The organism is Ectopseudomonas alcaliphila, from assembly GCF_900101755.1.
GTDB classification, from domain to species: Bacteria; Pseudomonadota; Gammaproteobacteria; order Pseudomonadales; family Pseudomonadaceae; genus Aquipseudomonas; species Aquipseudomonas alcaliphila.
In genome coordinates this window covers 670539-695045 of sequence record NZ_FNAE01000001.1, presented here as the reverse complement: position 1 = coordinate 695045, position 24507 = coordinate 670539, and the positions used below count along the sequence as shown (strand labels likewise).

At 63.5% G+C, this 24507-nt stretch carries 24 protein-coding genes and 2 riboswitches; of the genes, 5 read left to right on the top strand and 19 right to left on the bottom strand.

Translation table 11 applies throughout. From position 1 onward, the window contains the following. Positions 1 to 148: 148 nt before the first annotated feature. The 3 genes from BLR77_RS03350 to BLR77_RS03340 form a co-directional block, all read right to left on the bottom strand. Positions 149 to 973 carry an ABC transporter ATP-binding protein gene (locus BLR77_RS03350; RefSeq protein WP_074676748.1) on the bottom strand — a complete coding sequence of 275 codons (825 nt, stop codon included), beginning with the start codon at positions 971 to 973 and terminating at the stop codon, positions 149 to 151. A 41-nt stretch (positions 974 to 1014) separates the two neighbouring features. After that, the gene (locus tag BLR77_RS03345; RefSeq protein ID WP_074675461.1) at positions 1015 to 1830 is read right to left on the bottom strand and encodes an ABC transporter permease; all 816 of its coding nucleotides are present in this window, start codon (positions 1828 to 1830) and stop codon (positions 1015 to 1017) included. 184 nt (positions 1831 to 2014) lie between these two features. Further along, positions 2015 to 2115: riboswitch (guanidine-I (ykkC/yxkD leader) on the bottom strand. Between the two features lie 171 nt (positions 2116 to 2286). Further along, a complete protein-coding gene (locus BLR77_RS03340; RefSeq protein WP_074675460.1) occupies positions 2287 to 3348 on the bottom strand; it encodes a putative urea ABC transporter substrate-binding protein in 1062 nt (353 codons plus the stop codon). A 52-nt stretch (positions 3349 to 3400) separates the two neighbouring features. Continuing rightward, positions 3401 to 3518: riboswitch (guanidine-I (ykkC/yxkD leader) on the bottom strand. 234 nt (positions 3519 to 3752) lie between these two features. Here BLR77_RS03340 and BLR77_RS03335 point away from each other — a divergent pair. Continuing rightward, a complete protein-coding gene (locus BLR77_RS03335) occupies positions 3753 to 4193 on the top strand; it encodes a hypothetical protein (protein ID WP_074675459.1) in 441 nt (146 codons plus the stop codon). A gap of 261 nt (positions 4194 to 4454) precedes the next feature. Here the strand turns inward: BLR77_RS03335 and mmsB are convergent, their stop codons facing one another. From mmsB to BLR77_RS03300, 7 genes are all read right to left on the bottom strand, one after another. Beyond that, the gene (gene mmsB, locus BLR77_RS03330; RefSeq protein WP_074675458.1) at positions 4455 to 5339 is read right to left on the bottom strand and encodes a 3-hydroxyisobutyrate dehydrogenase; all 885 of its coding nucleotides are present in this window, start codon (positions 5337 to 5339) and stop codon (positions 4455 to 4457) included. Between the two features lie 22 nt (positions 5340 to 5361). After that, the gene (locus BLR77_RS03325) at positions 5362 to 6192 is read right to left on the bottom strand and encodes an isocitrate lyase/PEP mutase family protein (RefSeq protein ID WP_074675457.1); all 831 of its coding nucleotides are present in this window, start codon (positions 6190 to 6192) and stop codon (positions 5362 to 5364) included. A gap of 138 nt (positions 6193 to 6330) precedes the next feature. Continuing rightward, entirely contained in the window at positions 6331 to 7434 is a 1104-nt protein-coding gene (locus BLR77_RS03320) for an enoyl-CoA hydratase/isomerase family protein (RefSeq protein WP_074675456.1), read from the bottom strand. 212 nt (positions 7435 to 7646) lie between these two features. Further along, positions 7647 to 8465 (bottom strand): enoyl-CoA hydratase, encoded by an 819-nt coding sequence (locus tag BLR77_RS03315; RefSeq protein WP_074675455.1) that lies wholly within the window; start codon positions 8463 to 8465, stop codon positions 7647 to 7649. A gap of 78 nt (positions 8466 to 8543) precedes the next feature. Further along, positions 8544 to 9707: an acyl-CoA dehydrogenase family protein gene (locus BLR77_RS03310; RefSeq protein ID WP_074675454.1), complete on the bottom strand. Its 1164-nt coding sequence runs from the start codon at positions 9705 to 9707 to the stop codon at positions 8544 to 8546. A gap of 6 nt (positions 9708 to 9713) precedes the next feature. Continuing rightward, positions 9714 to 10961 carry an ABC transporter substrate-binding protein gene (locus tag BLR77_RS03305; protein ID WP_074675453.1) on the bottom strand — a complete coding sequence of 416 codons (1248 nt, stop codon included), beginning with the start codon at positions 10959 to 10961 and terminating at the stop codon, positions 9714 to 9716. 97 nt (positions 10962 to 11058) lie between these two features. Next, complete coding sequence (locus BLR77_RS03300; protein WP_074675452.1) at positions 11059 to 12555, bottom strand: CoA-acylating methylmalonate-semialdehyde dehydrogenase; 1497 nt, start codon at positions 12553 to 12555, stop codon at positions 11059 to 11061. A 125-nt stretch (positions 12556 to 12680) separates the two neighbouring features. On the opposite strand from BLR77_RS03300, the gene BLR77_RS03295 reads away from it, so the two are divergent. Next, positions 12681 to 13562: an AraC family transcriptional regulator gene (locus tag BLR77_RS03295; protein ID WP_074675451.1), complete on the top strand. Its 882-nt coding sequence runs from the start codon at positions 12681 to 12683 to the stop codon at positions 13560 to 13562. A gap of 16 nt (positions 13563 to 13578) precedes the next feature. Here the strand turns inward: BLR77_RS03295 and BLR77_RS03290 are convergent, their stop codons facing one another. Then, on the bottom strand, positions 13579 to 13992 hold the full coding sequence (locus BLR77_RS03290; protein ID WP_074675450.1) for a PaaI family thioesterase: 414 nt from the start codon (positions 13990 to 13992) through the stop codon (positions 13579 to 13581). A 97-nt stretch (positions 13993 to 14089) separates the two neighbouring features. Then, entirely contained in the window at positions 14090 to 14902 is an 813-nt protein-coding gene (locus BLR77_RS03285) for an HDOD domain-containing protein (protein WP_074675449.1), read from the bottom strand. A 138-nt stretch (positions 14903 to 15040) separates the two neighbouring features. Here BLR77_RS03285 and ung point away from each other — a divergent pair, with 138 nt between their 5' ends. After that, positions 15041 to 15730, top strand: a complete 690-nt coding sequence (gene ung, locus BLR77_RS03280; protein WP_074675448.1) for a uracil-DNA glycosylase — start codon at positions 15041 to 15043, stop codon at positions 15728 to 15730. A 99-nt stretch (positions 15731 to 15829) separates the two neighbouring features. On the opposite strand, the gene BLR77_RS03275 is transcribed toward ung, so the two are convergent. The 6 genes from BLR77_RS03275 to BLR77_RS03250 form a co-directional block, all read right to left on the bottom strand. Then, positions 15830 to 16690 carry a DUF6279 family lipoprotein gene (locus tag BLR77_RS03275; RefSeq protein WP_074675447.1) on the bottom strand — a complete coding sequence of 287 codons (861 nt, stop codon included), beginning with the start codon at positions 16688 to 16690 and terminating at the stop codon, positions 15830 to 15832. Between the two features lie 926 nt (positions 16691 to 17616). Then, positions 17617 to 18318 (bottom strand): ABC transporter ATP-binding protein, encoded by a 702-nt coding sequence (locus tag BLR77_RS03270; RefSeq protein ID WP_024307362.1) that lies wholly within the window; start codon positions 18316 to 18318, stop codon positions 17617 to 17619. A 3-nt stretch (positions 18319 to 18321) separates the two neighbouring features. Beyond that, entirely contained in the window at positions 18322 to 19089 is a 768-nt protein-coding gene (livG, locus tag BLR77_RS03265) for a high-affinity branched-chain amino acid ABC transporter ATP-binding protein LivG (protein WP_074675446.1), read from the bottom strand. Further along, positions 19086 to 20345 carry a high-affinity branched-chain amino acid ABC transporter permease LivM gene (locus BLR77_RS03260; RefSeq protein ID WP_074675445.1) on the bottom strand — a complete coding sequence of 420 codons (1260 nt, stop codon included), beginning with the start codon at positions 20343 to 20345 and terminating at the stop codon, positions 19086 to 19088. Before BLR77_RS03260 ends, livG begins: the two co-directional genes overlap by 4 nt. Beyond that, positions 20342 to 21265, bottom strand: coding sequence for a high-affinity branched-chain amino acid ABC transporter permease LivH (gene livH / locus BLR77_RS03255; RefSeq protein ID WP_004423699.1), 924 nt, complete (start codon positions 21263 to 21265; stop codon positions 20342 to 20344). The genes BLR77_RS03260 and livH overlap by 4 nt, the downstream gene beginning before the upstream one ends. 116 nt (positions 21266 to 21381) lie before the next feature. Next, positions 21382 to 22503: a branched-chain amino acid ABC transporter substrate-binding protein gene (locus BLR77_RS03250; RefSeq protein WP_074675444.1), complete on the bottom strand. Its 1122-nt coding sequence runs from the start codon at positions 22501 to 22503 to the stop codon at positions 21382 to 21384. Between the two features lie 295 nt (positions 22504 to 22798). Here BLR77_RS03250 and BLR77_RS03245 point away from each other — a divergent pair, with 295 nt between their 5' ends. After that, positions 22799 to 23116, top strand: a complete 318-nt coding sequence (locus tag BLR77_RS03245) for a DUF2288 domain-containing protein (protein ID WP_074675443.1) — start codon at positions 22799 to 22801, stop codon at positions 23114 to 23116. A 94-nt stretch (positions 23117 to 23210) separates the two neighbouring features. Next, entirely contained in the window at positions 23211 to 23582 is a 372-nt protein-coding gene (locus BLR77_RS03240) for a DUF5064 family protein (protein ID WP_074675442.1), read from the top strand. Positions 23583 to 23652: 70 nt separating this feature from the next. Here BLR77_RS03240 and BLR77_RS03235 read toward each other — a convergent pair whose 3' ends face one another. Then, the gene (locus tag BLR77_RS03235) at positions 23653 to 23871 is read right to left on the bottom strand and encodes a bacterioferritin-associated ferredoxin (protein WP_004423711.1); all 219 of its coding nucleotides are present in this window, start codon (positions 23869 to 23871) and stop codon (positions 23653 to 23655) included. Positions 23872 to 24507: the final 636 nt, after the last annotated feature.

Below are 24507 nucleotides of genomic sequence, written 5' to 3'. Positions count from 1 at the left end.
TGCATCCATGCAGTCGTAGCCGCGACGGTGTAACCGCTGAGTTGGTGCGCCGTGCGCACCGAATACGCCGAGATAGGCTACATCTCAGGTCCGTAGCCCGGATGTAATCCGGGGAAAATGTGCTGGTGATCCCCGGATTTCATCCGGGCTACAGTTCGTTGCGTGCAGCGATACGCTCGGCCAGTTCACTGGGCAATTGCGTTTGCGCCCGGCGCGTCTCGTTCAGCGGGATGTCGTAGGTGATTCGCGCGCCGTAGGCGCCCGGCGCCTGCGGGTCGTGGCGAACCTTGTCGAACACCAGTAGGCGGGTGCCGAGGCTGAAGCCTTCGGACAGGTCGTGGGTGACCATGAACACCGTGAGGCGGGTTTCCTGCCACAGCTCCAGCAGCAGCGCGTGCATGTCCTTGCGGATGCCGGGGTCGAGGGCGCCGAAGGGTTCGTCAAGCAGCAGCATGCGCGGTTGCATCACCAGCGCCTGGGCGATGGCCAGGCGTTGTTGCATGCCACCAGAAAGCGAGCTGGGGTATTTGCTCAGCGCGTGACCGAGGCCGACCTGGGTGAGGATTTCAGCCGCGCGCTCGCGGGCTTCGCGCTTGGCGGCGCCGAACAACCGGCCCAGCAGCTTCGATTTCGGCAGCTCCAGGCCCAGGACGACGTTGTCCAGCACGCTCAGGTGCGGGAATACCGAATAGCGCTGGAACACCACGCCACGGCTCGGGTCCGGCTCGTTGGGCAGCGCCTGGCCGCCCAGCAGCAGCTCGCCACGGCTCGGGCGTTCCTGGCCGAGCAGCATGCGCAGGAAGGTGGACTTGCCGCAGCCGGAGGCGCCGACCAGGGTGCAGAACTCGCCTTCTTCGACCTTGAGGTTGAGGCGCTCGAGCACCACCAGGTCGCCGTATTCCTGCCACAGGTTGCGCGCTTCGATAAAGGCGGTTTTCGCTGTGCTTGCAGGGGCCGTACTGCAGTCGCTCATGGCAGGTTCACTTAGCGGGACGACGTGTTGGCTGAACAGGGTCATGCCTTGCCTCCTTCATGCCAGGGGAAGCACAGGCGCAGTACCTGGCGCAGGCCCAGGTCCATCAGCCAGGCCAGCAGGGTGATCCACACGACGTAGGGCAGGATCACGTCCATGGCCATGTAGCGGCGCACCAGGAAGATGCGGTAACCGAGGCCGTCGGTGCTGGCGATGGCTTCGGCGGCGATCAGGAACAGCCAGGCCGAGCCGAGCATCAGGCGCAGCGAGATCAGCAGGCGTGGCATCAGTTGCGGCAGTACCAGGCGCAGGATCAGCGTCCAGGAGTTGGCGCCGAGGGTCTGCGCCTTGATCAGCAGCTCGCCGGGAATCTCGCGGGCACGCTGTTCGATGTCACGGGCGATGCAGGGGGTGATGCCGATGACGATCAGCATCACCTTGGACAGCTCACCCAGGCCGAAGACGATGAACAGGATCGGCAGGATGGCCAGCGGCGGAATCATCGACAGCACCGTGAGCAGCGGCGATAGCGGCGCGCCGAACAGCGGCACGCTGCCGGCGGCGATGCCCAGCACCAGGCCCAGTAGCGCGGCGATGCCGAGGCCCAGGCCCAGGCGCTGCAGGCTGGAGGCGGTGTCCTGCCAGAACAGGTACTGGCCGCTGCGTTTGTCTTCGGTGAAGGCCAGGCGGTCGATGGCATCGACCATCTGGCTGGCGCTTGGCAGCAGCTTGTCGTTGGGATTGTCGGCCAGGCGCGTGGCCGAGGCGCTGAAATAGACGAACAGCAGCAGGGCGAAAGGCAGCAGGATCAGCAGCAGGCGGCCGCTGCGATCCGGGTGGCGGTTGATCAGGCGCATGGATGGTCCTCGTCGGGCCTGGAACGAAAGGCGTGCGCAGCTAGCAAGCGCAAGGGCGCGCTGGTTTCGGGCCTTTGGGGATGACGGCTGGTTGCCGCTGATGCGAGTGGGGCGTACCCATGATGAACCTCCAGTTTGACAGGGGCGGGCAGGAGTTCGCGGCGGTCCCCACGGATGGGGCGCGTTCTCCCGGGCTTTTGTCCCGCCGTGTAACCTCGCTGGAGGTCGCTAGCTCTCGGACCAGTCGCTCGCCTGTGGCGAGCCGGAACCCTAGCCGGCTATTGGCAAATTGTGGTGCCGCGATCCCGGCGAACCGGGTTGTTCCTGCACGCAGTGTCCGTAGCGAACATCGTGCCAGTTAGCCGAGGCGCCTATCTCGCGGGGTTCGTCGCTGTCTGCCGCTACGGCTGCGCGTTATTGGTGCGGGCTGTGATCCGTCTGCTGTGCGATGGGGCGTTACAGCGCCCCTTCGGCTGCCAGTTCCATATAGCGATGGTTGAAGCGCAGCAGAATGCGCTGCGGGTTGCCAAGCGGCTTCTCACCACTGAATTCGATACCCAGATTGGTCAGGCCCATGCCGCTTTTGCCCAGCAGGCCATGAGCATCGGCGAAGCGCGCGACCCGTTGCATGATGTCCGGCAGTTTGCCGGTACGCGCGAAGTTCAGCGCGCTGCGCGGTGAGTAGAACGAGCGCAGGGTGCCCAGCTGGGCGTCGAAATCTTCCGGGGTGGTGTCGGCGGCGGCTGCCATTCTGGCCCTGGCCGCGCGACCGGCCGGGGTGGGCAGGCCCAGCAGACGCTGGGTCTCGAACCAGGCGCCGGTCAGCGCGCGGCCGAATTCCGGGTGCTGGGTCAGGGTCTGGCTGCTGACCACGGTGAGGTCGAGGATTTCGCCGGGAATCAGGTTGGAACTGAACACCTGGCTGACCTCGGCCTTGCGCCGAATCTTGGAGAGGATCGGGTTCCAGGTGATCACCGCGTCGCCCTTGCCTGCGAGGAAGGCATCAGCGATTTCGGTGTCGGAGACGTTGATGATGGTCACGTCGCTTTCGTCGAGCAGCGCCCACTCCAGTGCGCGGCTGAGCAGGTAGTGCGAGACCGAGTTCTCCACCAGCAGCACGCTCTTGCCTTTCAGGTCCTGGATTCTCTGGCCGCTGCCGCGCAGCAGCAGGGCGTCGGCGCCGTTGGAGAAGTCGCCGATGATCAGCGCGGTGCTGTCCTTGCCGGCAGCAGCGGGAATGGTCAGGGCATCCATGTTGGTCATGCTGCAGGCATCGAACTGGCCGGCGGTGTAGCGCTCGATGGAAGCGACATAATCCGGCACTTCCTGCACCTGAATGTCAATTCCATACTTGTCCGCCCACTTCTTCACGATGCCCTGTTCGGCGGCGTAGCCCCAGGGCATCCAGCCGGCGAATATCGACCAGCACAGCTTGAAGGTCTTTGGCGCGGCCTGGGCTGTCGGAGCGCCGAGCAGGCAGGCGCAGAGCAGGACGGTAAGCAGGGAACGAATGGACATGGAAACCTCGGGTCATGGACGAAAGCGGGAAAGCTGGCAGCCTGGCTGCGCGTTCTCCCGGGCTTTTATCCCTCCGTGTAACCCCGTGGCTTCCCGCCGCTGCATGAGGTCGCCGACTCTCGGACCAGCCACTCGCCTTCTGGCGAGCCGGAACCCTAGTCGGCCATTGCGATTCGCTACCACTGACGACCCTGTGCATGGATCGGCTTTCCGCGGCGCTGAGCAAGCGAATGCCATGCCAGTGGTGTGGCGATTGTCCTGTGCTCTTGTTGTTTTGCGCCTTTGGTCACAGCCGACGAAGTGAATCGCACCTGTTGTGGGCGGCGCTGTCTGATGCGTCAGGGATCACCATCCCGGAGGCCGACATCGGTCGGCGTCGTCCCAGCGGTCACAAGGAGGCCGCCATGCCCTACAAAATCCTGCTATGCGCCTTGCTGCTCTCACTTTCCGGTTGTGCCGTTTACGGTGGCGGCTACGACCGTGGTTATCACAACGGCCATGCCTATCGTTATTCCGATGGCTACCGGGGTGATTACTACAGGCCGCCTGTCTACGTCACGCCTCGTTATTACTACTACGAGGACCGTCGTCAGCATTACCACCCGGTACCACCGCGCCATGTGCCGGCACCGCCGCCGCGTCATCATTATGGCCATGATCGCCGTTATCGCGACGGCTACAAGCACCAGCAGCCGCGACACGACTACCGTCGCGATCAACGTCGCCAGGAACATCGCAGCGGGCAGACCCAGCGCGGCTGGGACGCCGGCCGCAATACGCAGCATCGTTTCTCCAACGGGCGCAGCAATAACGAACAACGCCGTAGCGGCGAGCGCCGCTGGTAAGCCTTACTTCAACCCGCCGCGTGCCCGGCGCGCGGCGTCTGTTCATCCACCAGGCGAATCGCTGCGACCATGACTACACCGCTGGCGACATCGGGAAAAGCTCTGGTGCGCGCGGCGCACCCTACGGCGGCGGTGCGATCGGTTCCAGGTAGGGTGCGCCATGCGCACCAGCCTTATCGGGAAAAGCCCCTGGTGCGCACAGCGCACCCTACGAGCTCAGCGCCGGTGCGACTGTGCATGTATGCGCACTGGCTGTAGACGCTACTCCACGAACAATTGCTGTATCACCGAGAAATCCTGCTTGCCCTTGCCCTGCTTGAGCAGCAGGCGATACAGCTGCAGCGCCAGGGCGCCCATGGGGGCGTTGTTGCCGCTGTGGCTGGCGGTTTCCTGGGCCAGGCCGAGGTCCTTGGCCATCAGCTCGGCCATGAAACCGCCGCTATAGCCGTTCGAGGCAGGGGCGTTCTCCATCACTCCGGGCCAGGGGTTGTACTTCTCCAGCGTCCAGTTGCCGCCGGAGCTCTGCCGCATGATCTCGGCCAGCACTGCCGGCTCCAGGCCGTTGGCCACGCCCATGGCCATGGCTTCGGCGGTGGCGATCATCTGCACCGCGAGCACCTGGTTGTTGCACACCTTGGCTACTTGGCCGGCACCCTCCGGGCCGGCGTGGAAGATGTTCTTGCCCATGGCGGCGAGCATCGGTCTGGCTTTCTCCAGCGCTTCGGCTTCACCACCCACCATGAAGGTCAGGGTGCCGGCTGCCGCGCCACCTGTACCCCCGGATACCGGCGCATCGAGCAGCGCGATACCGCGCTCGCGGGCGGCGGCGTGCACCTTGCGCGCGGCCTCCGGGGCGATGGTCGAACACTCGATCACCAGCGTGCCGGCAGGCAGCTGCGCAAGCAGGCCTGCGTCGCCCAGGTACAGGCCTTCCACATGACGGCTGGCCGGCAGCATGCTGATCACCACCTTTGCCTGATCGATGGCGTCGGCGGCGCTATCGGCCGCCACGGCACCTTCGCCGGCCAGCGTGTCGACGGCGCTGCGCACCAGGTCGAAGACTTTCAGCGCATAGCCCGCCCTGAGCAGGTTGCGGGCCATGGGCAGGCCCATGTGGCCGAGGCCGATAAAGGCGATGGGGACCATGTTGGTTCTCCTTTTCTTGTTGTTAGCGCGTGAACATGTCGTTGAGTTCGGCAAAGGGGGCGGCATCCCTGGCGAAGTCCGTGCTGCCCTGGCGCAATTCACGTGCGGCCCGCAGGAACCCGCCGAAGGCGGCGCGTGCCAGGCTGGAGCCGACGCTGACCCGGCGTACGCCCAGCGCAGCCAGTTCGTCGAGGGTCAGCGGGCTGGCTGAGAGCCCCATCAGCACGTTGACCGGTTTCGGCGCGACGGCGCGCACCACCGCATCAATCTGCGCGCGCGTGGTCAGGCCGGGCGCGTAGAGCACGTCGGCGCCCGCCTCGGCATAGGCTTCCAGGCGGTGCAGGGTATCGGACAGGTCTTCACGCCCGTGCAGGAAGTTTTCCGCGCGGGCGCAGAGGGTGAAAGGAAAGGGCAGGCTGCGCGCAGCGGCGACGGAGGCACGGATGCGCTCCACCGCCAGCTCCATGGGATAGATGGGTGCATCCGCACGCCCGCTGGCATCTTCGATGGAGCCGCCCACCAGCCCGCAGGCAGCGGCCTGGAGCAGCGTGTCGGCGCAGCCTTGCGGCTCATCGGCAAAGCCGTTCTCCAGGTCGGCCGCCACTGGTAGCGGGGTTGCAGCGACTATGGCGCGGGCATTGTCCAGGGTTTCCTCACGGCTGATCAGCCCTTCGCCGTCCGGGCGCCCGAGCGTAAAGGCCAGCCCGGCGCTGGTGGTGGCCAGGGCCTCGAAACCCAGGGCCGCGAGGATCTTCGCCGAGCCGGCATCCCAGGGGTTGGGCAGCACCAGCAGCTCGTCGCGTCGATGCAGAGCCTGGAAGGTCAGGGCTCTTTGCAACTGCTTGTCGTCCATGTCGGTACTCCTCTGGGGGCGTCGTGTCTGCCCTATCGCGAATGAATGCGCTGCTGCACCTGGACCGTGGTCGATGCCCCGGATTGCATCCGGGCTATGGGACATGTGTAGGGTGCGCCGTGCGCACCGGTCCGCGGCCTAGAGATCCGCCAGCGGATGCTCGCCTTCCCAGGCCGGCGCGAAGTGCGCTTCGATCACGGCGGCGGGGATCGCGGCCACGTCCGGCCAATGCCACTTCGGCGTTTGATCCTTGTCGATCAGGCGGGCGCGCACGCCTTCTGGGAATTCCGGGTGGCGGCAGCAGTTCAGGCTCATGGCGTATTCCATGCGGAACACCTCGGCCAGCGACAGGTGGCGGGCGCGGCGGATCTGCTCCCAGACCAGATGCGCGGTCAGCGGGCAGCCATGTGCCAGGGTCTTGGCGGCGCGGGCGAGCAGGGCGTCGTCATCTGCCTGCAGGGCGCAGAGCGCGTGCACGGCAGCCGGCAGGTCGGCGACGTCGAGCAACTCGTCGATGCGCTCGCGACGTGGCAGCCACTGGGCTGCAGGCAGTTCGCTGCGCGCCTCGTTCTCCAGCGCCCGTAGCAGGCTGTGCAGCTGTGCAGCGGGTTGTTCGCGCCAGTTAAGTTGCACCAGGCCTTCGAGCAGGGCGTCCTGCTGGTCGTCGCGCAGAAAACGGTCGGCCAGATTCAGGTCCAGCGCATCGCGGGCATTGATGCTGGCTGCGGTGAGACCAAGGAACAGGCCCAGGCGACCCGGCAGGCGGGCGAGGAACCAGCTGCCGCCGACATCCGGGTAGAGGCCGATATTGATTTCCGGCATGCCCAGTCGGCTGCTCGGGGTGACGATACGGATACCGGCGCCCTGCATCAGGCCCATACCGCCGCCTAGCACGTGGCCGTGGGCCCAGCAGATGAAGGGCTTGGGGTAGGTGTGGATGCGATGGTCGAGGCGATATTCGTCGGCGAAGAAGCGTCGCGCCAGGGCCGGTACTTCGCCTGGCTGTTCGCGACACTGATTGACCAGTTGCACCACGTCACCGCCGGCGCAGAAGGCCTTGGGGCCGTTGCCGCGCAGCACCACGCAGGCGATGGTCGGGTCTTCTGCCCAGGCCTCGAGGCGCGCGTCGAGTGCTTCGATCATCGGCAGGGAGAGGGCGTTGAGGCTCTTCTCCGCGTCGAGGCTGACGATGCCGATGCGGTAGCCGTGCAGGCTGGGGCGTTCTTCGAATTGCAGGTTCATAGGGGCTTCCTGCGTAGGGTGGATGACGTTCTATCTATCCACCTTACGGGTTTGTGGTGGACGTAAAAGGCGACGTCCACCCTACAGGGCTTCGAATTGCAGGTTTACAGGATCTTCCTGCGTAGGGTGGATGGCGCTCTATCCATCCACCGTGTGGGTTGCTGGTGGATGTAAAAAGCGACATCCACCCTACGAGCTTGCAGCCGCTGGACTTATTTGTTGCGCCACTGCGGGTCGCGTTTTTCCAGAAAGGCGTTGACCCCTTCGCGGGTGTCGTCGGCATCGAACAGGTCGACGAAGCGCTCGCGCTCCTCCGGCAGCCAGGTGTTGGCGCCACGCTCACGGGCGCCCTGGATCAGCGGCTTGATGGTGCGTACCGCCACCGGGCTTTGCCGCGCCACCTTGGATGCCAGCAGCAGGGCGGTACCGCGTGCTTCGCCAGTGTCCACCACCTGTTCCACCAGGCCGATGCGCAGGGCGGTTTCGGCGTCGATGCGTTCGCCGCAGAGGATCATGCGTTTGGCCCAGCCTTCGCCGACCAGCCAGGGCAGGGCCTGGGTGCCACCGGCGCAGGGCAACAGACCCACGGCGGCTTCCGGCAGGGCCATCTGCGCCTGGCGTTCGGCGATGCGGATGTCGCAGGCCAGCGCGCATTCCAGGCCGCCACCCATGGCGTAGCCGTTGATCGCGGCGATGGACACACCGCGAAAATCGCGCAGTGTCTCGAAGGCCTCGCCAAAGCGCCGCGCCATCTCGCGGGCGCGCGCCTTGTCGCCATCGGCGAACATGTTCAGATCGGCGCCGGCGGAGAAGAACTTCGGCCCCTGGCCGGTTACCACCAGGGCATACACCTCGTCATCACGGTTGAGGTGCTCGACCACCTGCTTGAGACCGATCAGCGAGTCGCGGTCCCAGGTGTTGGCCGGTGGATGATTGATGGTGATCAGTGCGGTGTGGCCGTGCTTTTCCACGGTGAGCTTGTGGGTCAGGTCGAAGATGCCGGACTTGTAGGTTTCGATGGCTGTACTCATGGTCGTCCTCGATACGGATCATGGCTGTAGGAGCGAGCTCTGCTCGCGAGCATCGCTCGTTCCTACATATCGTGGTTACTACAGCAGCTGATCGAGCATGCCGCCCTGCTGCAGCAGGCGGCGGGCAACGATCACCCGCATGATCTCGTTGGTGCCTTCCAGTATCTGGTGCACGCGGGCGTCGCGCACCCAGCGTTCCAGTGGGTAGTCATTCAGATAGCCGTAACCACCGTGCAGTTGCAGCGCTTCGTTGCAGACATCGAAGCAGTGGTCGGTGGCGAAGCGCTTGGCCATGGCGCAGTACAAGCTTGCCTCGCCGTGGCCATGGTCGAGCTTGTGCGCGGCCAGGCGCACCATCTGCCGGCTGGCGGTCAGGGCGGTGAACATGTCGGCCAGCTTGAATTGCAGGGCCTGGAATTCGCTGAGCGCCTTGCCGAACTGCTTGCGTTCTTCTACGTAGCGCAGGCTTTGCTGCAGCGCTGCCTGAGCCGCACCGAGCGAGCAACTGGCGATATTGAGGCGCCCACCATCAAGCCCCTTCATGGCGTAGACGAAGCCTTCGCCTTCCGGGCCAATGCGGTGACTGGCGGGAATGCGTACGCCTTCGAAGGTGATGGTGCGGGTTGGCTGTGCTTTCCAGCCCATCTTGTCCTCGTTGCGTCCATAGCGTACGCCGGGCGCATCGGCAGGTATCAGGAAGCAGGAAATGCCCTTGGCGCCGTCCTCGCCGGTACGCGCCATGACGATCAGTACCTGCGTGCTTCCCGCACCGGAGATGAAGCACTTGCTGCCGTCGATCACGTAGTCGTCGCCGTCGCGCCGCGCACGGGTGCGCAGGTGAGCGGCATCGGAGCCGGCGTCCGGCTCGGTCAGGCAGTAGGAGGCCAGCGACTGGCCGTTGATCAGCCCCGGCAACCAGGCATCTTTCAGCGCCTGGTCGGCGAAGCTGGCGAGCATCCAGGTGGCCATGTTGTGGATGGTCAGGTAGGCGGTGGTGGCCACGCAGCCGGCCGCCAGTTGTTCGAAAATCAGTGAGCTGGACAGCCTGGACAGGCCCAGGCCGCCATCCTCTTCGCGCAGATACAGGGCCAGGTAGCCCTGTTCGGCTGCGCGGCGAATCACCTCGACAGGGAAGTGCTGCTCGCGATCCCACCCGGCGGCGTGGGGCGTCAGCTCCCGCGCGGCGAAGGCGCGAGCGCTGTCGGTCAACAGGCGTTGTTCATCACTGAGTTCGAAGTCCATGGCATCTCATTGCAAGGTCAGGGGTTGGCCGCCAGCGCGGCGCTCGGCCTGCCATTCGGCGAGGCTGGGCAGCGCGCTGCTGGCATCGAGGCGGTCGACGATTTCGAAGTAGTCCTGCTTGAGCGGGTCCTTGAGCACCTCGTCGCGCGGCTTGACCTTTACCGCGTAGACCGTCTGCAGGTTCTGGTGGTCGAAGGCGCGCCATTGCTGTTCGTCTTTGAGCAATGTGTAGCGGTGGCCTTCCAGTGCCTTGATCAGCGCTTCGCTGTCGAGGCTCCTGGCTCGTGTGGCGGCGTCGGCCCACTGCTGGACGATGCTGTAGGCCGAGGCGGCAGAACTGGATGGGTACATCTCGTAGCGGGTCTTGAAGGCTTCGACGAAGGCTTCGCCACGCGCGGATTTTTCCAGCGCCGGCACGCGCCAGGTCCAGGGCTCGGTGCCGATCACCCCGGCCATCAGATTGGGGCCGGCCTGTTCGACCATGCTCTGGGTCAGGTTCGGCGCGACGATCTGCATGCGCTCGGTCAGGCCAAGGTCCTTGGCGACGCGCATGGCGCGTACCAGGTCCTCACCGAACAGCACCAGGGCGAGAATCTCCGCGTTGCTGGCGGCGGCCTGGGTCAGTGCGTCCTGATAGTCGGCCAGGCGCGCACCCGGGAAGGGGATGCGTACGCTGGCGTGCTGGGCGGCATTGTCGGTGGCGGTGGCCTGGCGCAGCGACGCCTCGCTGGTGTGGCCCCAGGTGTAGTCGGCGGTGACATAGAAGTAGCGCTTGTTCGGCAGGGTCTTGCTCAGGTATTGGCCGAGTACCTTGGCGCTCATCCAGGCGTTGTTGCACTCGCGAAACATGTAGCGATGGCCATCCTTGCCAGTGGTGTCGTTGGAGTAGGTGAGGGTGCCGAAGTACAGCAGGCCGTGCTGCTTGGCGCGCTTGCCTGCGGCGATGGCGACCGCGCTGGAAGAGCCGCCGAAGAGCATCGCCGCGCCCTCGGCGGCCAGCTTGTCGACGTTCTTCTCCGCCTTGGCCGGGCGCGAGGCGGTGTCCTTGCTGGACAGGCGCAAAGGCCGGCCCAGCACACCGCCAGCGGCGTTGATTTCATCGATGGCCAGCAGGGCTCCACGCATCTGCGCCAATCCCTCCTCCTTGTATGGTCCGGTGCGCGGGTAGTTGAGGCCGAGGGTGATCGGCTCGGCAGCCTGCGCACAGGCGGTAAGTGCGGCCCACAGGGCCAGTGTGGCGGACAGTTGGCGCATTGCAGTTCTCCTTGTTTTTGTTCTGCAGAGAACCGTTTTACGCCGCTCGTCCAGTTCGAGTGATCGTCTATTAGTCTAAGAAACGGTCACCCAGTTCTCATTTCAGCTGAATAGTCATGTTCGGGCCCTCGCCGAGCGGTTTGTCGTCGAACCAGCGGCTGGTCACCGTCTTGGTTTCGGTATAGAAACGCACCGCCTGCTTGCCGTAGGCGTGCAGGTCGCCATAGAACGAGCCCTTCCAGCCCGTGAAGGAGAAGAACGGCAGTGGCACCGGAATCGGCACGTTGATGCCCACCTGGCCGACTTCAATCGCATGCTGGAAATGTCGGGCAGCGCCGCCGGAGCGGGTGAACAGGCTGGTGCCGTTGCCGTAGGGACTGGCGTTGACCAGTTCGATGGCTTCTTCCAGGGTGTCGACCTCCATGCACACCAGCACCGGGCCGAAGATCTCCTCGCGGTACAGGCCCATCTTCGTCGTCACGCCACGGAACAGCGTCGGCCCGACCCAGTTGCCGTCCGGGTAGCCTTCTACCTTGCAGTGCGAGCCGTCGAGCAGGCAGTCGGCACCTTCGGCCTTGCCTTCCTCGATCAGGCGCAGCACGCGCTGGCGTGCCTGCGGGCTGATCAGCGGGCCGTAGGCGGCGCCGCTGTCTTGCCAGTGACCGGGGCGCAGGGTGGCCATCTGTTCGGCCAGTTCGTCGATCCATTGCTTCGACTCGCCAATGAACACCGCCACGCTGATCGCCATGCAACGCTGACCGGCGGCGCCACAACTGGCGCCGAGCAGGTTGCTGATCACTTGATCCTTCGGCGCGTCGGGCATGATCACCATATGGTTCTTCGCCCCGGCGAAGGCCTGTACCCGTTTCAGGTGCTGGGTGCCGGTGCGGTAGACATGCTGGCCCACCGTCACCGAACCGACGAAAGACACTGCGCGTACCAACGGATGCACCAGCAGCGCATCGACCTGCTCGCGGCCGCCATGCAGCACCTGCAGCACACCGGCTGGCGCACCCGCTTCGAGGAACAGTTCGGCGAGACGATTGGGCGTCATCGGGTCCTGTTCCGAGGGTTTGAGAATGAAGGTATTGCCGCAGGCGATGGCCAGCGGAAACATCCACAGCGGGATCATCGCCGGGAAGTTGAACGGGGTGATGCCGACGCACACGCCCAGCGGCTGGATCCAGCTGGCGGTGTCGATCTCGCGGGCGACGTTCTCCACCGTCTCGCCCATCATCAGGCTGGCGATATTGGCGGCGTGCTCGGCCACTTCGATGCCGCGCCAGACGTCGCCCTTGGCATCGGCGAAGGTCTTGCCGGTTTCCGCCGCGAGAATCTCCGCCAGCTCGTCGTGATGCTCCTTGAGCAGGTGCTGATAACGCAGCATCAGGCGTGCGCGCTCCGATACCGGCACCTCGCGCCAGGCGAGGAAAGCCTGCTGCGCGCCGCCCACTGCAGCTTCGATTTCCTCGGCAGTGGCCTTGGGGGCGAGGGCTATCACGTCCTGGGTGGTCGGGTCGGTGACTTCGATCAGGTCCGGGGCCTGGCTTTGCAGCCACTGGCCGTCGATCAGTTGCGGTAGCGTGCGGGGCATGGTCGCCTCCTGTTGTTCTTGTATGGGCTCTTTATAGCCACTCGATGTCCGCTTGTGGATTGACGATCTTGGTCTTGGGATGGACGATCTTGTCATTCAGTCCGTTATGAAAGGGAACTCTGGGTATGGGCTTGCGGGTGGAAACCTCCAACTGGCCACTGCCGCTCGGCGGGCAGCGCTTCATCACGCCGCCGCGTTTGCGTCGTTTGCTGGCGCGGCATGCGCTGAGCTCAGGCTGTTATCCTTTGGCCATCGGCTTCTACCCGGAGGCGGCTGGGCACCAGATGAGGCGCCTGCAACCGGACGATCATCTGCTGATCTACTGCCGTTCAGGCAAGGGTTGGCTGGAAACGACGGATGGACGATTCGAGATTGCTGCTGGCGATCTGTTGCTGCTGCCCAAGGACGCGCCGCATGCCTATGGCGCCGATGCGCACAGCCCGTGGACGATCTATTGGGTGCATTTCGACGGTAGCCTCAGCGAGGACTTTCTGCGCCTGCTGGGCACGCAGACGCTCCGGCGTATTGGCGTGCAGCCCCGCCAGCTCGGCGACTTCGAAGCGTTGCTGGGGCTGCAGCGCCAGAGCCTCAACGCCTTGCCCTTCATCCATGCTGCGCACCGTTTGCAGGCGATGCTCAGCTCCCTGGCGGTGTTGCCGGCACGGGCCAATCTCAAATCCGGGCGAGTGCTGGATGTCGAGGCGGTGCAGGCGGTGATGCGCGAGCACCTGCACGGCAGCCTCAACCTCGACGAACTGGCGGCGCACTTCAAGCTGTCACGCTTTCACTTCGCCAAGACCTATCGTGCACTGACCGGTCACGCGCCAATCCAGGACTTCATTCAGTTGAAAATGGCCCTGGCTTGCCGCCTGCTCGATCGCGGCGATATCGAGGTGCGTCAGGTTGCCGAGCAACTGGGCTATGAGGATCCGTATTATTTCTCACGGCTGTTTCGCAAGGTGGTGGGCATGGCGCCCAGTCATTATCGGACGCTGCATCAGGGCTAGCCCGTGACCGGAGTGGTCACACCCGCGCTATGGTCGCCAGGCCGGTGGCCACCAGCTTTTCCTGGCCGTCCTTCACGGCGAACACGTCGGCTCGGCATACCGCCTGGCGCTGCCCGGCCTTGAGCACTTCGGCGCGGCACAGCAGGCGTTCGCCGAGCGCGGGTGCGAGCAGGTTGAGCTTGTATTCGCTAGTGACCACGTCGCCGACCATCGACGCCGCCGCCCAGGCGCAGCCACTGTCGACCATGAAGCCGACCACCGCGCCATGCATGTAGCCGTGGTGCTGGCACAGGTCGGGACGACTGCGCACCTGCAGGCTGACTCGGCCCGGCGCGAAGTCGAGCAGTTCGGCGCCGAGCAGCTGGGCAAAGGTGGAGTGGGCGAGCGCCTGTTCCAGACGCTCGCGGCTGATGCCGTTCGAGTCGCTCATATGACCTCCTGCACGATGCGTGCAGATGAGTCTCGACCGGCTCACGGATGTCGGCAAGGTGCATCCAGCTGCCTGATGAGGTTGTATAGCAGGCGCTTCAGGTGAGCAGGCGCTTCCACAGTTGCAGTTCGCCCGCCAGCTCCTGCCTCAGTTCGTCGAGCGGCTGCTCCAGGCCCAGTTTTACCTGCGCTGGCAGCGGTCCTTGCAGCGTCTGGCTCGTCTGCAGGGCACTGGCGAGCAGGACCAGATCCGCGAGGTCGGCAGCGCCGTCATGCTCGCGCTGCCACTGGCCATAAAGACGGGTGGATTCGATGATCGCCGAGGGTAGTTGCCAGCGAGTCAGGACCAGGGCGCCGAGATCACCGGACAGGCGCTCGCACAGTTCTTGAAGCGCTTCGTTCTCGCGCGGCACGTTCGGCCAGTGCTCCAGCTCCGAGAGCAGCGGCAGGCTGCCGATGTCCTGCAGCAAGCCGCCGAGCATGGCGTCGTCCAGCGACAAGCCTGTGCGCTGCGCCAGCACTGCGCAGTGGGCGGCACGCTCCCTGGCACTGCGCCAACGAGCGCGAAATGCCTGCTGCAGCGCAGGTTCGGTGCTGGTGAACAGATTTTGCAGGCTGAAGCCCAGCACCAGGTCTGCCAGTTGGCGGGTACCCAGGCGGCTCAGCAGTTCGCGTAGCGAACTACAGGAGCGCTCCCCGCGCAGCAGGGGGGTGTTGGAGAACTGCATCAGGTACGCAGCCAGCGGCGGGTCGCCAGTGATCACGCGGGTCAACTGTTCCAGCGAGGTGCGTGGGTCGTCCAGCAGCTTTCTGATGCGGACGGCGGCTTCAGGCATCTGCGGAATCCTGGCTTCGCCCTTCAGGAAGCGGTTGAGCAACGCCATGCGCAGGGTATCGGTAGAAGTAGGCATCGGCTTGGCATCATCGATTTATACGGTTCCCGAAAGGCTAGCAAAGCATCCTCGGCCCTGCCGGCCAGCTCTTCCTTGACTTGCCTTGCTCCCTTCTCTAGCGTGCCTGCACTCGTTTTGTACCCGCAGGAAAACCGCATGACCGACGATCGCATCAAGCTCGAAGCCAGCTGGAAACACGCGCTGCGTGAGGAGTTCGACAAGCCTTACATGAGCGAACTGCGTGCGTTCCTGCAGGCGGAGAAGGCGGCCGGCAAGGAAATCTATCCGCCGGGCCCACTGATCTTCAATGCGCTCAATTCCACGCCGCTGGATCAGATCAAGGTGGTGATCATCGGTCAGGACCCGTACCACGGCCCCGGTCAGGCGCACGGCCTGTGCTTTTCGGTGCAACCGGGCGTGCAGACGCCGCCCTCGCTGCTGAACATCTACAAGGAGCTCAAGCGCGACCTCAACATCGACATCCCGGCGCACGGCTACCTGCAGAGCTGGGCCGATCAGGGCGTGCTGCTGCTCAACACCTCGCTGACCGTCGAACGCGCCAATGCCGGCTCGCACGCGGGCAAGGGCTGGCAGTTCTTTACCGACCGGGTGATCGAAGTGGTCAGCGAGCATCAGCCCAAACTGGTGTTCCTGCTCTGGGGCAGCCATGCGCAAAGCAAACAGCGCCTGATCGACCCGACCAAGCACCTGGTGCTGCGCTCACCGCATCCGTCGCCGCTGTCGGCGCATCGTGGCTTTATTGGCAACGGCCATTTCAGTCGCTGCAACCAGTTCCTCAGCCAGAACGGCATGCAGCCCATCGACTGGCGCCTGCCAGCGTTATAGGCGCGATCGCATCGTAGGGTGCGCCGTGCGCACCGGCTCAATCGGTGCGTACGGCCTGGGTGGCCCCACGCCACCCAGTGCCTATCGGCTGCCATTGTTTCAACGACTGACTACTGACTCGCCCGCTTGGCACTGCTGCGCAGCCAGGTCGGCATGCAGGCTTTTCAGGCGCTTGTCGGCTCGCTCCATCTGTTTTGAGTCAGCCTGGGCAACCAGGTCGACGATCATCTCGGCCATGGCCTGACGATTCTTATCAAAGCTGGCCTGGTAGGCGCTGGTGTAGAACCGCTCGCGCTGTTGCAGCAGGGCGGTCATGCGGGGGGCGAAGTCGTCGCCGCGGCGTACTTCCAACGCCTCACGCAGGGCCTGCTGCCAGGCCATGCGGTTTTCCAGCCAGACCTGATTCTGCTCACCCAGGCCCTGTGCCCAGCTCTGCACCCGTTCGCGCTGCTCGGCGTTGAGCGGGCCGAACCAGGGTTGCAGACGCTCTTCCATGCGCTCGGCGCGCTGGCTGACCTGCTCCTGCACGGGCGGTTCGAGAAACTCTTCACGCAGCTTGGCGTTCTGCTCGTCCATGGCCGCCAATAGCTGATCGACCTGACGCGGGCTGAGGCCGCGCAGCAGCTCGATGGTGCTGGGGGTGATTTCCACGGCGATGCGCTGCATGGCCTGTTCGAAGTCGGCCAACTGGCTGGCCATCAGCTCGCTGTCACGGCTGCTCAGCGCCTGCTGGCTGCGTTGCAGCCAGTCGAGATAACGCGGCAGCTCGACGCTGCAGTGCCAGGCCAGGTGCTCCTGCAGCTGGGGTTTGAGCCAGGCGCTCTGCTCGCTGCTCAGTGCCACGTAGTCGCTGAGCTTCCACGGGATCAGCCAATCGAGATTGCGATAGGCCAGGCCGACGCGGCTGCAGGCGCCCAGTAGCAGGGTGATGGCCAGTAGCAGGAGCAGAGGCTTGCGCATGATCGGGGCTCGCGAGGGCAGAGTTATTGAGACTAATACTCGTCGCATCTGACGCAAGAGGGTGGAAATATCCGCTTAAGAGTTCGGTGATGTGAGGTTTGGATCGCGGGCAAAAGGGGAGGTTCTTTGCATGGTGTGGGAAAGTGCAGATTGATACCGGACTGGTAAGTTTGTGTGCGTCTTGCTCACGGGCTTAGCACTATCCGTTACTGCGTGCGCTGAGCGTTTGGGTTGCGCCCCTTACGGGCGCCACACCTTTCTTGCTTGCCCAAGAAAGGTGTGCCAAAGAAGGGCACCCCGACATCCGGGTTTCGCTACGCGAAACTTCTCTCGCTCCGGCGCCGCTCCGGGGGCCGGCTTACATGGGCCATCCATGGCCCATTAAGCCTCTCGCCGCATCCATGCGGCTCGCTCCCCTACGCAACACCTACACTCGGCCTCCTGAAGGGGACCAGGTCGCGAGCTTGCGTAATCTTTGCGGAATTGGAGTTGGCGGCGTCTGGCTTTTGCCTTTGCTCTTCAACTGCGATGGTACAGGCAACGCCCAAGCCCCCTTCAGGAGGCCGAGTGGAATCGCCACGTAAGGGGTTGAGCGACATGGATGTCGCGAGAGCTGCGATGGGCCAGGGATGGCCCTTCGCAGCGTGCCCCTGGAGTGGTGATGGAGCGAGGGAACCCCGGCGCAGCCGGGGCCGGATGAACGGGGTGCCCTTCTCTTTGGTTACTTTCTCTTGGGCAAGCAAGAGAAAGTGACTCGCCCGTAAGGGGCGAAACCCATCAGATCAGACGACGCGCTAACGGATAGTACTAGGCACGTGAGTAATACACGCATACACAAACTTGCCAGTTCAATGTCAAACGCATCCAAATACGAATAACCAATAAAAAACCGCCCCGAAGGGCGGTTCCGATGTCGCAGGTATCGCTTAGCCGCCGAGGTAGGCGTCGCGTACCTTGGGGTCGTTGAGCAGCTCTTCGCCGCTGCCCTGCATGACGATGTGGCCGTTCTCCAGCACGTAACCGCGATCGGCCAGCTTCAGCGCCTGGTTGGCATTCTGCTCGACCAGGAACACGGTCACGCCGTCTTTGCGCAGTTGCTCGATGATGTCGAAGATCTGCTGGATGATGATTGGCGCCAGACCCAGCGACGGCTCGTCGAGCAGCAGCAGGTTGGGCTTGCTCATCAACGCACGACCGATGGCGAGCATCTGCTGCTCGCCACCGCTCATGGTGCCGGCGCGCTGGGCGAAGCGTTCCTTCAGGCGCGGGAACAGGTGCAGCACCTTGTCCAGTTGCTCCTGATTGTCCGCCTTGTCACCGAAGAAGCCGCCCATGGCCAGGTTTTCCTCGACGGTCAGGCGGGCGAACACGCGACGGCCTTCCGGCACGATGGCGATGCTCTTGCGCATGATCTCCGGGGTATCCATGCCCACCAGTTCTTCACCCAGGTAACGGATGCTGCCGCTGGTGGCACGCGGGTTGCCGCACAGGGTCATCAGCAGGGTCGACTTGCCGGCACCGTTGGCGCCGATCAAGGTGACGATCTCGCCTTTCTGCACTTCGATGCTGACATCGTGCAGGGCCTGGATCTTGCCGTAGAAGGTTGAGACGTTGTTGAAGCTGAGCATGGATTACGCCTCCCCCAGATAGGCTTTGATCACGTCCGGGTTGTTGCGGATGTCGTCCGGCGTGCCGTCGGCCAGGGGAGTGCCCTGGTTGATCACGTAGATGTGGTCGGAAATGCTCATCACCAGCTTCATGTCGTGCTCGATCAGCAGCACGGTGACATTGTGCTCGTCACGCAGCACGCCAATCAGCGCTTTCAGGTCTTCGGTTTCACGCGGGTTGAGACCGGCGGCCGGCTCGTCGAGCATGAGGATGCTCGGGCGCGTCATCATGCAGCGGGCGATTTCCAGACGACGTTGCTGACCGTAGGCCAGGGTGCCGGCACTACGGTTGGCGAAGTCCACCAGGTTGACCTGCTCCAGCCAGTAGGCGGCGAAGTCCATGGCCTCGCGTTCGCTGCGGCGAAACCCCGGGGTCTTGAACAGGCCAGCCAGGTAGCCGGTGTTGAGGTGGCGATGTTGAGCCACCAGCAGGTTCTCCACCGCGGTCATGTCCTTGAACAGACGTACGTTCTGGAAGGTTCGTACCACGCCCTTGCGGGCGATCTTGTGGCCGGGCAGGCCTTCGATCGCTTCGCCATTCAGGCGGATGCTGCCGGAGCTAGGCTGATAGAAACCGGTCAGGCAGTTGAAGACGGTGGTCTTGCCGGCGCCGTTCGGGCCGATCATCGAGACCACCTGCTTTTCCTTGACGTTCAGGCCCACCCCGTTGACGGCCAGCAGGCCGCCGAAACGCATGGACAGGCCGCTTACTTCGAGAATCGTGCGGCTCATCGCTTCAGCTCCAGGTGGGGACGTTGCATCGGCAGCAACCCTTGCGGGCGCCAGATCATCATGAAGATCATGACCAGGCCGAAGAACAGCATGCGGTACTCGCTCAGCTCACGCATCTCCTGCAGCATCACCATGATGATGGCCGCGAGAATCACGCCCAGCTGCGAACCCATGCCACCCAGCACGACGATGGCGAGGATCATCGCCGACTCGATGAAGGTGAACGACTCCGGCGTCACCAGACCCTGACGGGCAGCGAAGAAGCTGCCGGCGAAACCGGCCAGGCTGGCGCCGATGGTGAAGGCCGAGAGCTTGATCACGGTCGGGTTCAGGCCCAGCGCGCGGCAGGCGATCTCGTCTTCGCGCAGCGCTTCCCAGGCACGACCGATCGGCATGCGCAGCAGGCGGTTGACCAAAAACAGGGTCAGCAGCACCAGCAGCAGGGCGATCAGGTAGAGGAAGATCACCTTGTACTGCGAGTTGTAGGCGATTTCGAAGTAGCCATGGAAGGTCGGCATGTCGGCTGGCACGCGGCGTTCGAAGGACAGGCCGAACAGGGTTGGCTTGTTCTCGTTGGCGATGCTCAGGCCGTTGGGGCCGCCGGTGTACTCGGTCAGGTTGCGCAGCAGGATACGGATGATCTCGCCGAAACCGAGGGTCACGATGGCCAGGTAGTCACCGCGCAGGCGCAGCACCGGGAAGCCCAGCAGGAAGCCGAACAGCGCGGCCATCATGCCGGCCAGCGGCAGGCAGATCCAGAAGCCCAGGCCGAAGTAGTGAGCCAGAATCGCATAGCTGTAGGCGCCGACGGCGTAGAAACCGACGTAACCCAGATCGAGCAGGCCGGCGAGGCCGACCACGATGTTCAGGCCAAGGCCGAGCATCACGTAGATCAGGATCAGCGTGGCGATGTCCACCGAACCGCGACTGGCGAAGAACGGCCACACCAGTGCCACCATGACCATCGCCAGAATGATCCAGCGCTGGGTGGAGGGCAGGGTGAGGAAGTTACCGATCTGACCGGAGCCACTGGGCAGCTTGGGCAGTTTGGCCCAGGCCGGAGTCAGTCGGTCACGCAACAGTTGCCAGAGGAAGATCAGCGTAGCAGCGCCGCCGATGCACCAGAGTTCGAAGGCAGTGGCGCCTTCCACGCGCAGGCTGATGCCGACGGTGGAGAGTTTCAGGCCCAGGACCGGGTAGGAGATGATCAGCACCAGCAAGGCGCTGAAAATCGCGGATTTGATGTTGCGGCTCATACCTTTTCCACCTCCGGGCGGCCAAGGATGCCGGTTGGACGGAACAGCAGCACCAGCACCAGCAGGCTGAACGCCACGACGTCCTTGTATTGATCACCGAAGATATCGGCGCCGAACGCTTCGGCAACGCCCAGCAGCAGGCCGCCGAGTACCGCGCCAGGGATGCTGCCGATACCGCCCAATACCGCAGCGGTGAAGGCCTTGATGCCGGCGAGGAAGCCCAGGTGCGGATTGATCACACCGTAGTTCATGCCCAGCAGTACCGAGGCGATGGCGGCCAGCGCAGCACCGATGACGAAGGTCAGGGCGATGATGTTGTTGGTGTTGATGCCGAGCAGGTTGGCCATCTTCAGGTCTTCGGCGCAGGCGCGGCAGGCACGGCCCAGGCGCGAACGGGAGATGAACAGGGTCAGACCGATCATGGTGACGAAGGTGACGATGAAGATCAGCACCTGCATGTAGGACACCACCACGCCGTTGGCGGCGCTTTCGCCGAAGACGAAATTACCGGGCAGCAGGCTGGGGATGGCCTTGTCCTTGGAGTCCTGTGAGAGCAACACGGCATTCTGCAAGAAGATCGACATACCGATCGCGGAGATCAGCGGGATCAGGCGATTGCCGCCGCGCAGGGGGCGATAGGCCACCCGTTCGATGCTGTAGCCGTAGGCGCTGGTGACGATCATGGTGGCCGCGAAGGCCGCGATCATCACGAAGGGCACGGCTTCCAGGCCGAACATGGCGAGGCCGGCGATAACGGTGAAGGCTACGTACGAGCCAATCATGTAAACCTCGCCGTGGGCGAAGTTGATCATGCCGATGATGCCGTAGACCATGGTGTAGCCGATGGCGATCAGGGCATAGGTACTGCCAATGGTCAGGCCATTGATCAGCTGTTGTAGGTAGTGATAAAGATCAGGCATTGCCTAACTCCTGGGCCTGGCGTAAAGCGGCGCTTGTGGCGCAGCGCGAGGCCGGAATTCTTCTAATAGACAAAGCCCACTGCAGGCTGCAGTGGGCTTTGGGTTCAGGCGGGGTCTTACTTGGCTTCGGACTTGGTGCCGTCCTGGTGCCACTCGTACACCACGAAGCTGAAGTCCTTCAGGTCACCCTTCTCGTCGAAGCCCAGGGCGCCGGTGGGGGTGTCGAAGCTGTTGGCGCGCAGGGCAGCCGCTACCTTGGCGGTATCGGTGTCGCCGGCTTTCTCGATGCCTTCGGCAATGACCTGAACGGCAGCGTAGGCCGGGAACACGAACGGACCGCTCGGGTCTTCGTTCTTGGCCTTGAAGGCCTCGACCAGCGCCTGGTTTTTCGGATCCTGGTCGAAGGACTTCGGCAGGGTGACCAGCAGGCCTTCGGAAGCCGGGCCGGCGATGGCCGAGATTTCCTTGTTACCCACGCCTTCCGGGCCCATGAATTTGACGTTCAGGCCACGTTCTTTGGTCTGGCGCAGCAGCAGGCCCAGTTCCGGGTGGTAGCCGCCGTAGTAGACGAAGTCGACGCCAGCCTGGTTGAGCTTGGCGATCAGCGCCGAGAAGTCCTTGTCGCCGGCATTGATGCCTTCGAACAGGGAAACCTTCACGCCTTTGCTTTCCAGGGTCTGCTTGACCGCGGTGGCGATGCCTTCGCCGTACTGCTGCTTGTCGTGAATGACGGCGACGTTCTTCGGCTTGACGTGGTCGGCGATGAAGTTACCGGCGGTCGGGCCCTGCAGGCTGTCCAGACCGATGGTGCGGAAGACCAGCTCGTAGCCACGAGCGGTGATGTCCGGGCTGGTGGAGGCCGCGGTGATCATCAGAATGCCTTCGTCTTCGTAGATGTCGGAAGCCGGCTGAGTGGAGCTGGAGCACAGGTGGCCAACCACGAACTTGACGCCGTCGTTGACGATCTTGTTGGCAACGGCAACGGCCTGCTTCGGATCGCACGCGTCGTCGTAGACCACGCCTTGCAGTTGCGCACCGTTCACGCCGCCGGCCTTGTTGATCTGCTCGATGGCCATCTTGGCGCCGATGAATTGCATCTCACCGTACTGAGCAACGGCACCGGTCACCGGACCGGCCAGGCCGATCTTGATGTTGTCGGCCGCCATCGAATAGCTGGCCGCCCCCGCCAGTGCCATTGCCGCGAACAGCTTGGAAATCTGCTTAGTAGCCTTGTTCATGAGTGCTCCACTCTTGTGTTTTTCGTTGTTGTAGTTCTTGCGGCCGAAGCTGCAGAACCGGGTCTGTTACCCCGGTAATGCCTCCGGCAACTGTACCGGAACAGTGTAGAGCGCGGATTTGCGCCTTGAAAAGCCGGCAGCTGGAGGCGAAACGTGGGGTTGTCGCTAAATTGCAAGGAATGTATAGAAAAACGGCGTGGCCTGGGTCGGCTGGCGAGCGTCGCGCGGTTGCCAGGGCAGTTGCCGACGTTATCATTGCGCGCCTGCATTCAAAGCCATCGACACGGGACACACCATGACGGATCAATCTAGCACCCTCTATGCCAAGCTGCTCGGTGAGACCGCACCGATTCGTTGGCAGGAACTGCAGCCGTTCTTCGCGCGCGGTGCGCTGCTCTGGGTCGAGGGTGGCCAGGATCTGGTGGCGGTCGCGCAGGCTGTGGCCGAGAACGACCATGCTCGAGTTGCGCAATGGATGAACCAAGGCCTGCTGTGCAAGCTCGAAGATTCACGTGCCGAAGATCTGCTCTCGCGTGACCCGCAGTTGTGGGCAGTCGTGGTCGCCCCCTGGGTGTTGGTACAGGAAAGGGCAGTGGATTCGATCCTGCACTGAAATGGCGCGCTGCAGGCTGTGAGCAGCGAGCTAGACTCTTCGCATGCTCCCGTCTGGGAGCCTCTCACAGCGCTATGGCAAAGGAGTGAGCCCCATGTTCGAACCTGGTCACCTGCATCGCAGCAACCCGCCTGGCCTGGGCGGGCAACCCGGTTACAGCATCGATTTCTACTATGAGGTGCGTAAGGATTCGCACGAGGGACCCATGCTGCATGGGCGTCTGGTTGGCGAGATCGAGGGCAGGGCATTCGAGGAAGTCTTCGAAATGCATCGCGATACCGCCTTCAACTTCGCCAGCGTGATTTCCCGCCTGGTGGCCAAGCATGGCTTGCCGCCCAACCACAGCCCGATCATGCGTGCCCATGCCGAATACGATGCGCTCTTCGAAGATATTCGCGCCAAGCTGCATGCCAAGCCGGGTGAAGCGGTGGACCTCGATCATCTGGAGCGCGACGGCCTGACGTGAGCCCATGGTTGTTCGAGGACGAAAAAAAACCGGATGCTGAGATCCGGTTTTTTCATTTTCGGGTCGTGCTTCAGGCAGCGACGAAACCTGCAGGGTAGGCCAGCGAGGCCTGGCTGCTCTGCACTTCGGCGATGGTTTCGCGCACGACCTGCTTGGCCAGGCAAGCGCACTTGCCGCACTGGCTGGCAATGCCGAGCGTGCCGCGCACTTCACGATAGCTGCAGCAGCCTTCGTAGACCGCGTCGCGGATTTGAGTATCGGTGACACCTTCACAGAGGCAGACGTACATAAGCAAGGCTCGTCTAGGTTGTTCTGTTCGATGGGTCGGATACTAATGTTAATGAGAATGCTTGTCAAAGATCGGTTGCGAATGCTCGCATCTCCTGACGAACGGTGTAGCGGCCGGCAGGGTTCGGGCAGAGAAAGGTCTTTGCGTTTTCGCGGGGAGGATACGTTTGATACCGGGCAGGCAATTACGTGTTAGCTGTCGATGACTTGGCACTATCCCTTAGCGTGTCGTCTGATCTGATGGGTTTCGCCCCTTACGGGCGACTCACTTTCTTTGCTTGTGCAAAGAAAGTAAGCAAAGAAACACACCCCTGCATACGGCCCCGGCTGCGCCGGGGTTCCCTCGTTCCATCACCGCTCCAGGGGCACGCTGCGAAGGGCCATCCATGGCCCATCGCAGCTCTCGCGACATCCATGTCGCTCAACCCCTTCCGCGGCGATTCCACTCGGCCTCCTGAAGGGGACTTGGGTGTCGTCTGTACCATCGCAGTTGAAGAGCAAAGGCAAAAGCCAGACGCCGCCAATTTCAACTTCGCAAAGATTATGCAAGCTCGCGACCCGGTCCCCTTCAGGAGGCCGAGTGGAGGTGTTGCGTAGGGGGATGAGCCGCATGGATGCGGCGAAAGGCTTAAAGGGT

What these genes read in the sequence shown, in the direction of transcription:
- BLR77_RS03310 (WP_074675454.1), bottom strand. Translation starts at nt 9,707, where the DNA reads ATGGACTTCGAACTCAGTGATGAACAACGCCTGTTGACCGACAGCGCT.
- BLR77_RS03350 (WP_074676748.1), bottom strand. Translation starts at nt 973, where the DNA reads ATGAGCGACTGCAGTACGGCCCCTGCAAGCACAGCGAAAACCGCCTTT.
- BLR77_RS03295 (WP_074675451.1), top strand. Translation starts at nt 12,681, where the DNA reads ATGGGCTTGCGGGTGGAAACCTCCAACTGGCCACTGCCGCTCGGCGGG.
- BLR77_RS03285 (WP_074675449.1), bottom strand. Translation starts at nt 14,902, where the DNA reads ATGCCTACTTCTACCGATACCCTGCGCATGGCGTTGCTCAACCGCTTC.
- livG (WP_074675446.1), bottom strand. Translation starts at nt 19,089, where the DNA reads ATGAGCCGCACGATTCTCGAAGTAAGCGGCCTGTCCATGCGTTTCGGC.
- livH (WP_004423699.1), bottom strand. Translation starts at nt 21,265, where the DNA reads ATGCCTGATCTTTATCACTACCTACAACAGCTGATCAATGGCCTGACC.
- BLR77_RS03340 (WP_074675460.1), bottom strand. Translation starts at nt 3,348, where the DNA reads ATGTCCATTCGTTCCCTGCTTACCGTCCTGCTCTGCGCCTGCCTGCTC.
- BLR77_RS03270 (WP_024307362.1), bottom strand. Translation starts at nt 18,318, where the DNA reads ATGCTCAGCTTCAACAACGTCTCAACCTTCTACGGCAAGATCCAGGCC.
- BLR77_RS03290 (WP_074675450.1), bottom strand. Translation starts at nt 13,992, where the DNA reads ATGAGCGACTCGAACGGCATCAGCCGCGAGCGTCTGGAACAGGCGCTC.
- BLR77_RS03250 (WP_074675444.1), bottom strand. Translation starts at nt 22,503, where the DNA reads ATGAACAAGGCTACTAAGCAGATTTCCAAGCTGTTCGCGGCAATGGCA.
- BLR77_RS03275 (WP_074675447.1), bottom strand. Translation starts at nt 16,690, where the DNA reads ATGCGCAAGCCTCTGCTCCTGCTACTGGCCATCACCCTGCTACTGGGC.
- BLR77_RS03305 (WP_074675453.1), bottom strand. Translation starts at nt 10,961, where the DNA reads ATGCGCCAACTGTCCGCCACACTGGCCCTGTGGGCCGCACTTACCGCC.
- ung (WP_074675448.1), top strand. Translation starts at nt 15,041, where the DNA reads ATGACCGACGATCGCATCAAGCTCGAAGCCAGCTGGAAACACGCGCTG.
- BLR77_RS03245 (WP_074675443.1), top strand. Translation starts at nt 22,799, where the DNA reads ATGACGGATCAATCTAGCACCCTCTATGCCAAGCTGCTCGGTGAGACC.
- BLR77_RS03345 (WP_074675461.1), bottom strand. Translation starts at nt 1,830, where the DNA reads ATGCGCCTGATCAACCGCCACCCGGATCGCAGCGGCCGCCTGCTGCTG.
- BLR77_RS03235 (WP_004423711.1), bottom strand. Translation starts at nt 23,871, where the DNA reads ATGTACGTCTGCCTCTGTGAAGGTGTCACCGATACTCAAATCCGCGAC.
- BLR77_RS03320 (WP_074675456.1), bottom strand. Translation starts at nt 7,434, where the DNA reads ATGAACCTGCAATTCGAAGAACGCCCCAGCCTGCACGGCTACCGCATC.
- BLR77_RS03240 (WP_074675442.1), top strand. Translation starts at nt 23,211, where the DNA reads ATGTTCGAACCTGGTCACCTGCATCGCAGCAACCCGCCTGGCCTGGGC.
- BLR77_RS03335 (WP_074675459.1), top strand. Translation starts at nt 3,753, where the DNA reads ATGCCCTACAAAATCCTGCTATGCGCCTTGCTGCTCTCACTTTCCGGT.
- BLR77_RS03300 (WP_074675452.1), bottom strand. Translation starts at nt 12,555, where the DNA reads ATGCCCCGCACGCTACCGCAACTGATCGACGGCCAGTGGCTGCAAAGC.
- mmsB (WP_074675458.1), bottom strand. Translation starts at nt 5,339, where the DNA reads ATGGTCCCCATCGCCTTTATCGGCCTCGGCCACATGGGCCTGCCCATG.
- BLR77_RS03260 (WP_074675445.1), bottom strand. Translation starts at nt 20,345, where the DNA reads ATGAGCCGCAACATCAAATCCGCGATTTTCAGCGCCTTGCTGGTGCTG.
- BLR77_RS03325 (WP_074675457.1), bottom strand. Translation starts at nt 6,192, where the DNA reads ATGGACGACAAGCAGTTGCAAAGAGCCCTGACCTTCCAGGCTCTGCAT.
- BLR77_RS03315 (WP_074675455.1), bottom strand. Translation starts at nt 8,465, where the DNA reads ATGAGTACAGCCATCGAAACCTACAAGTCCGGCATCTTCGACCTGACC.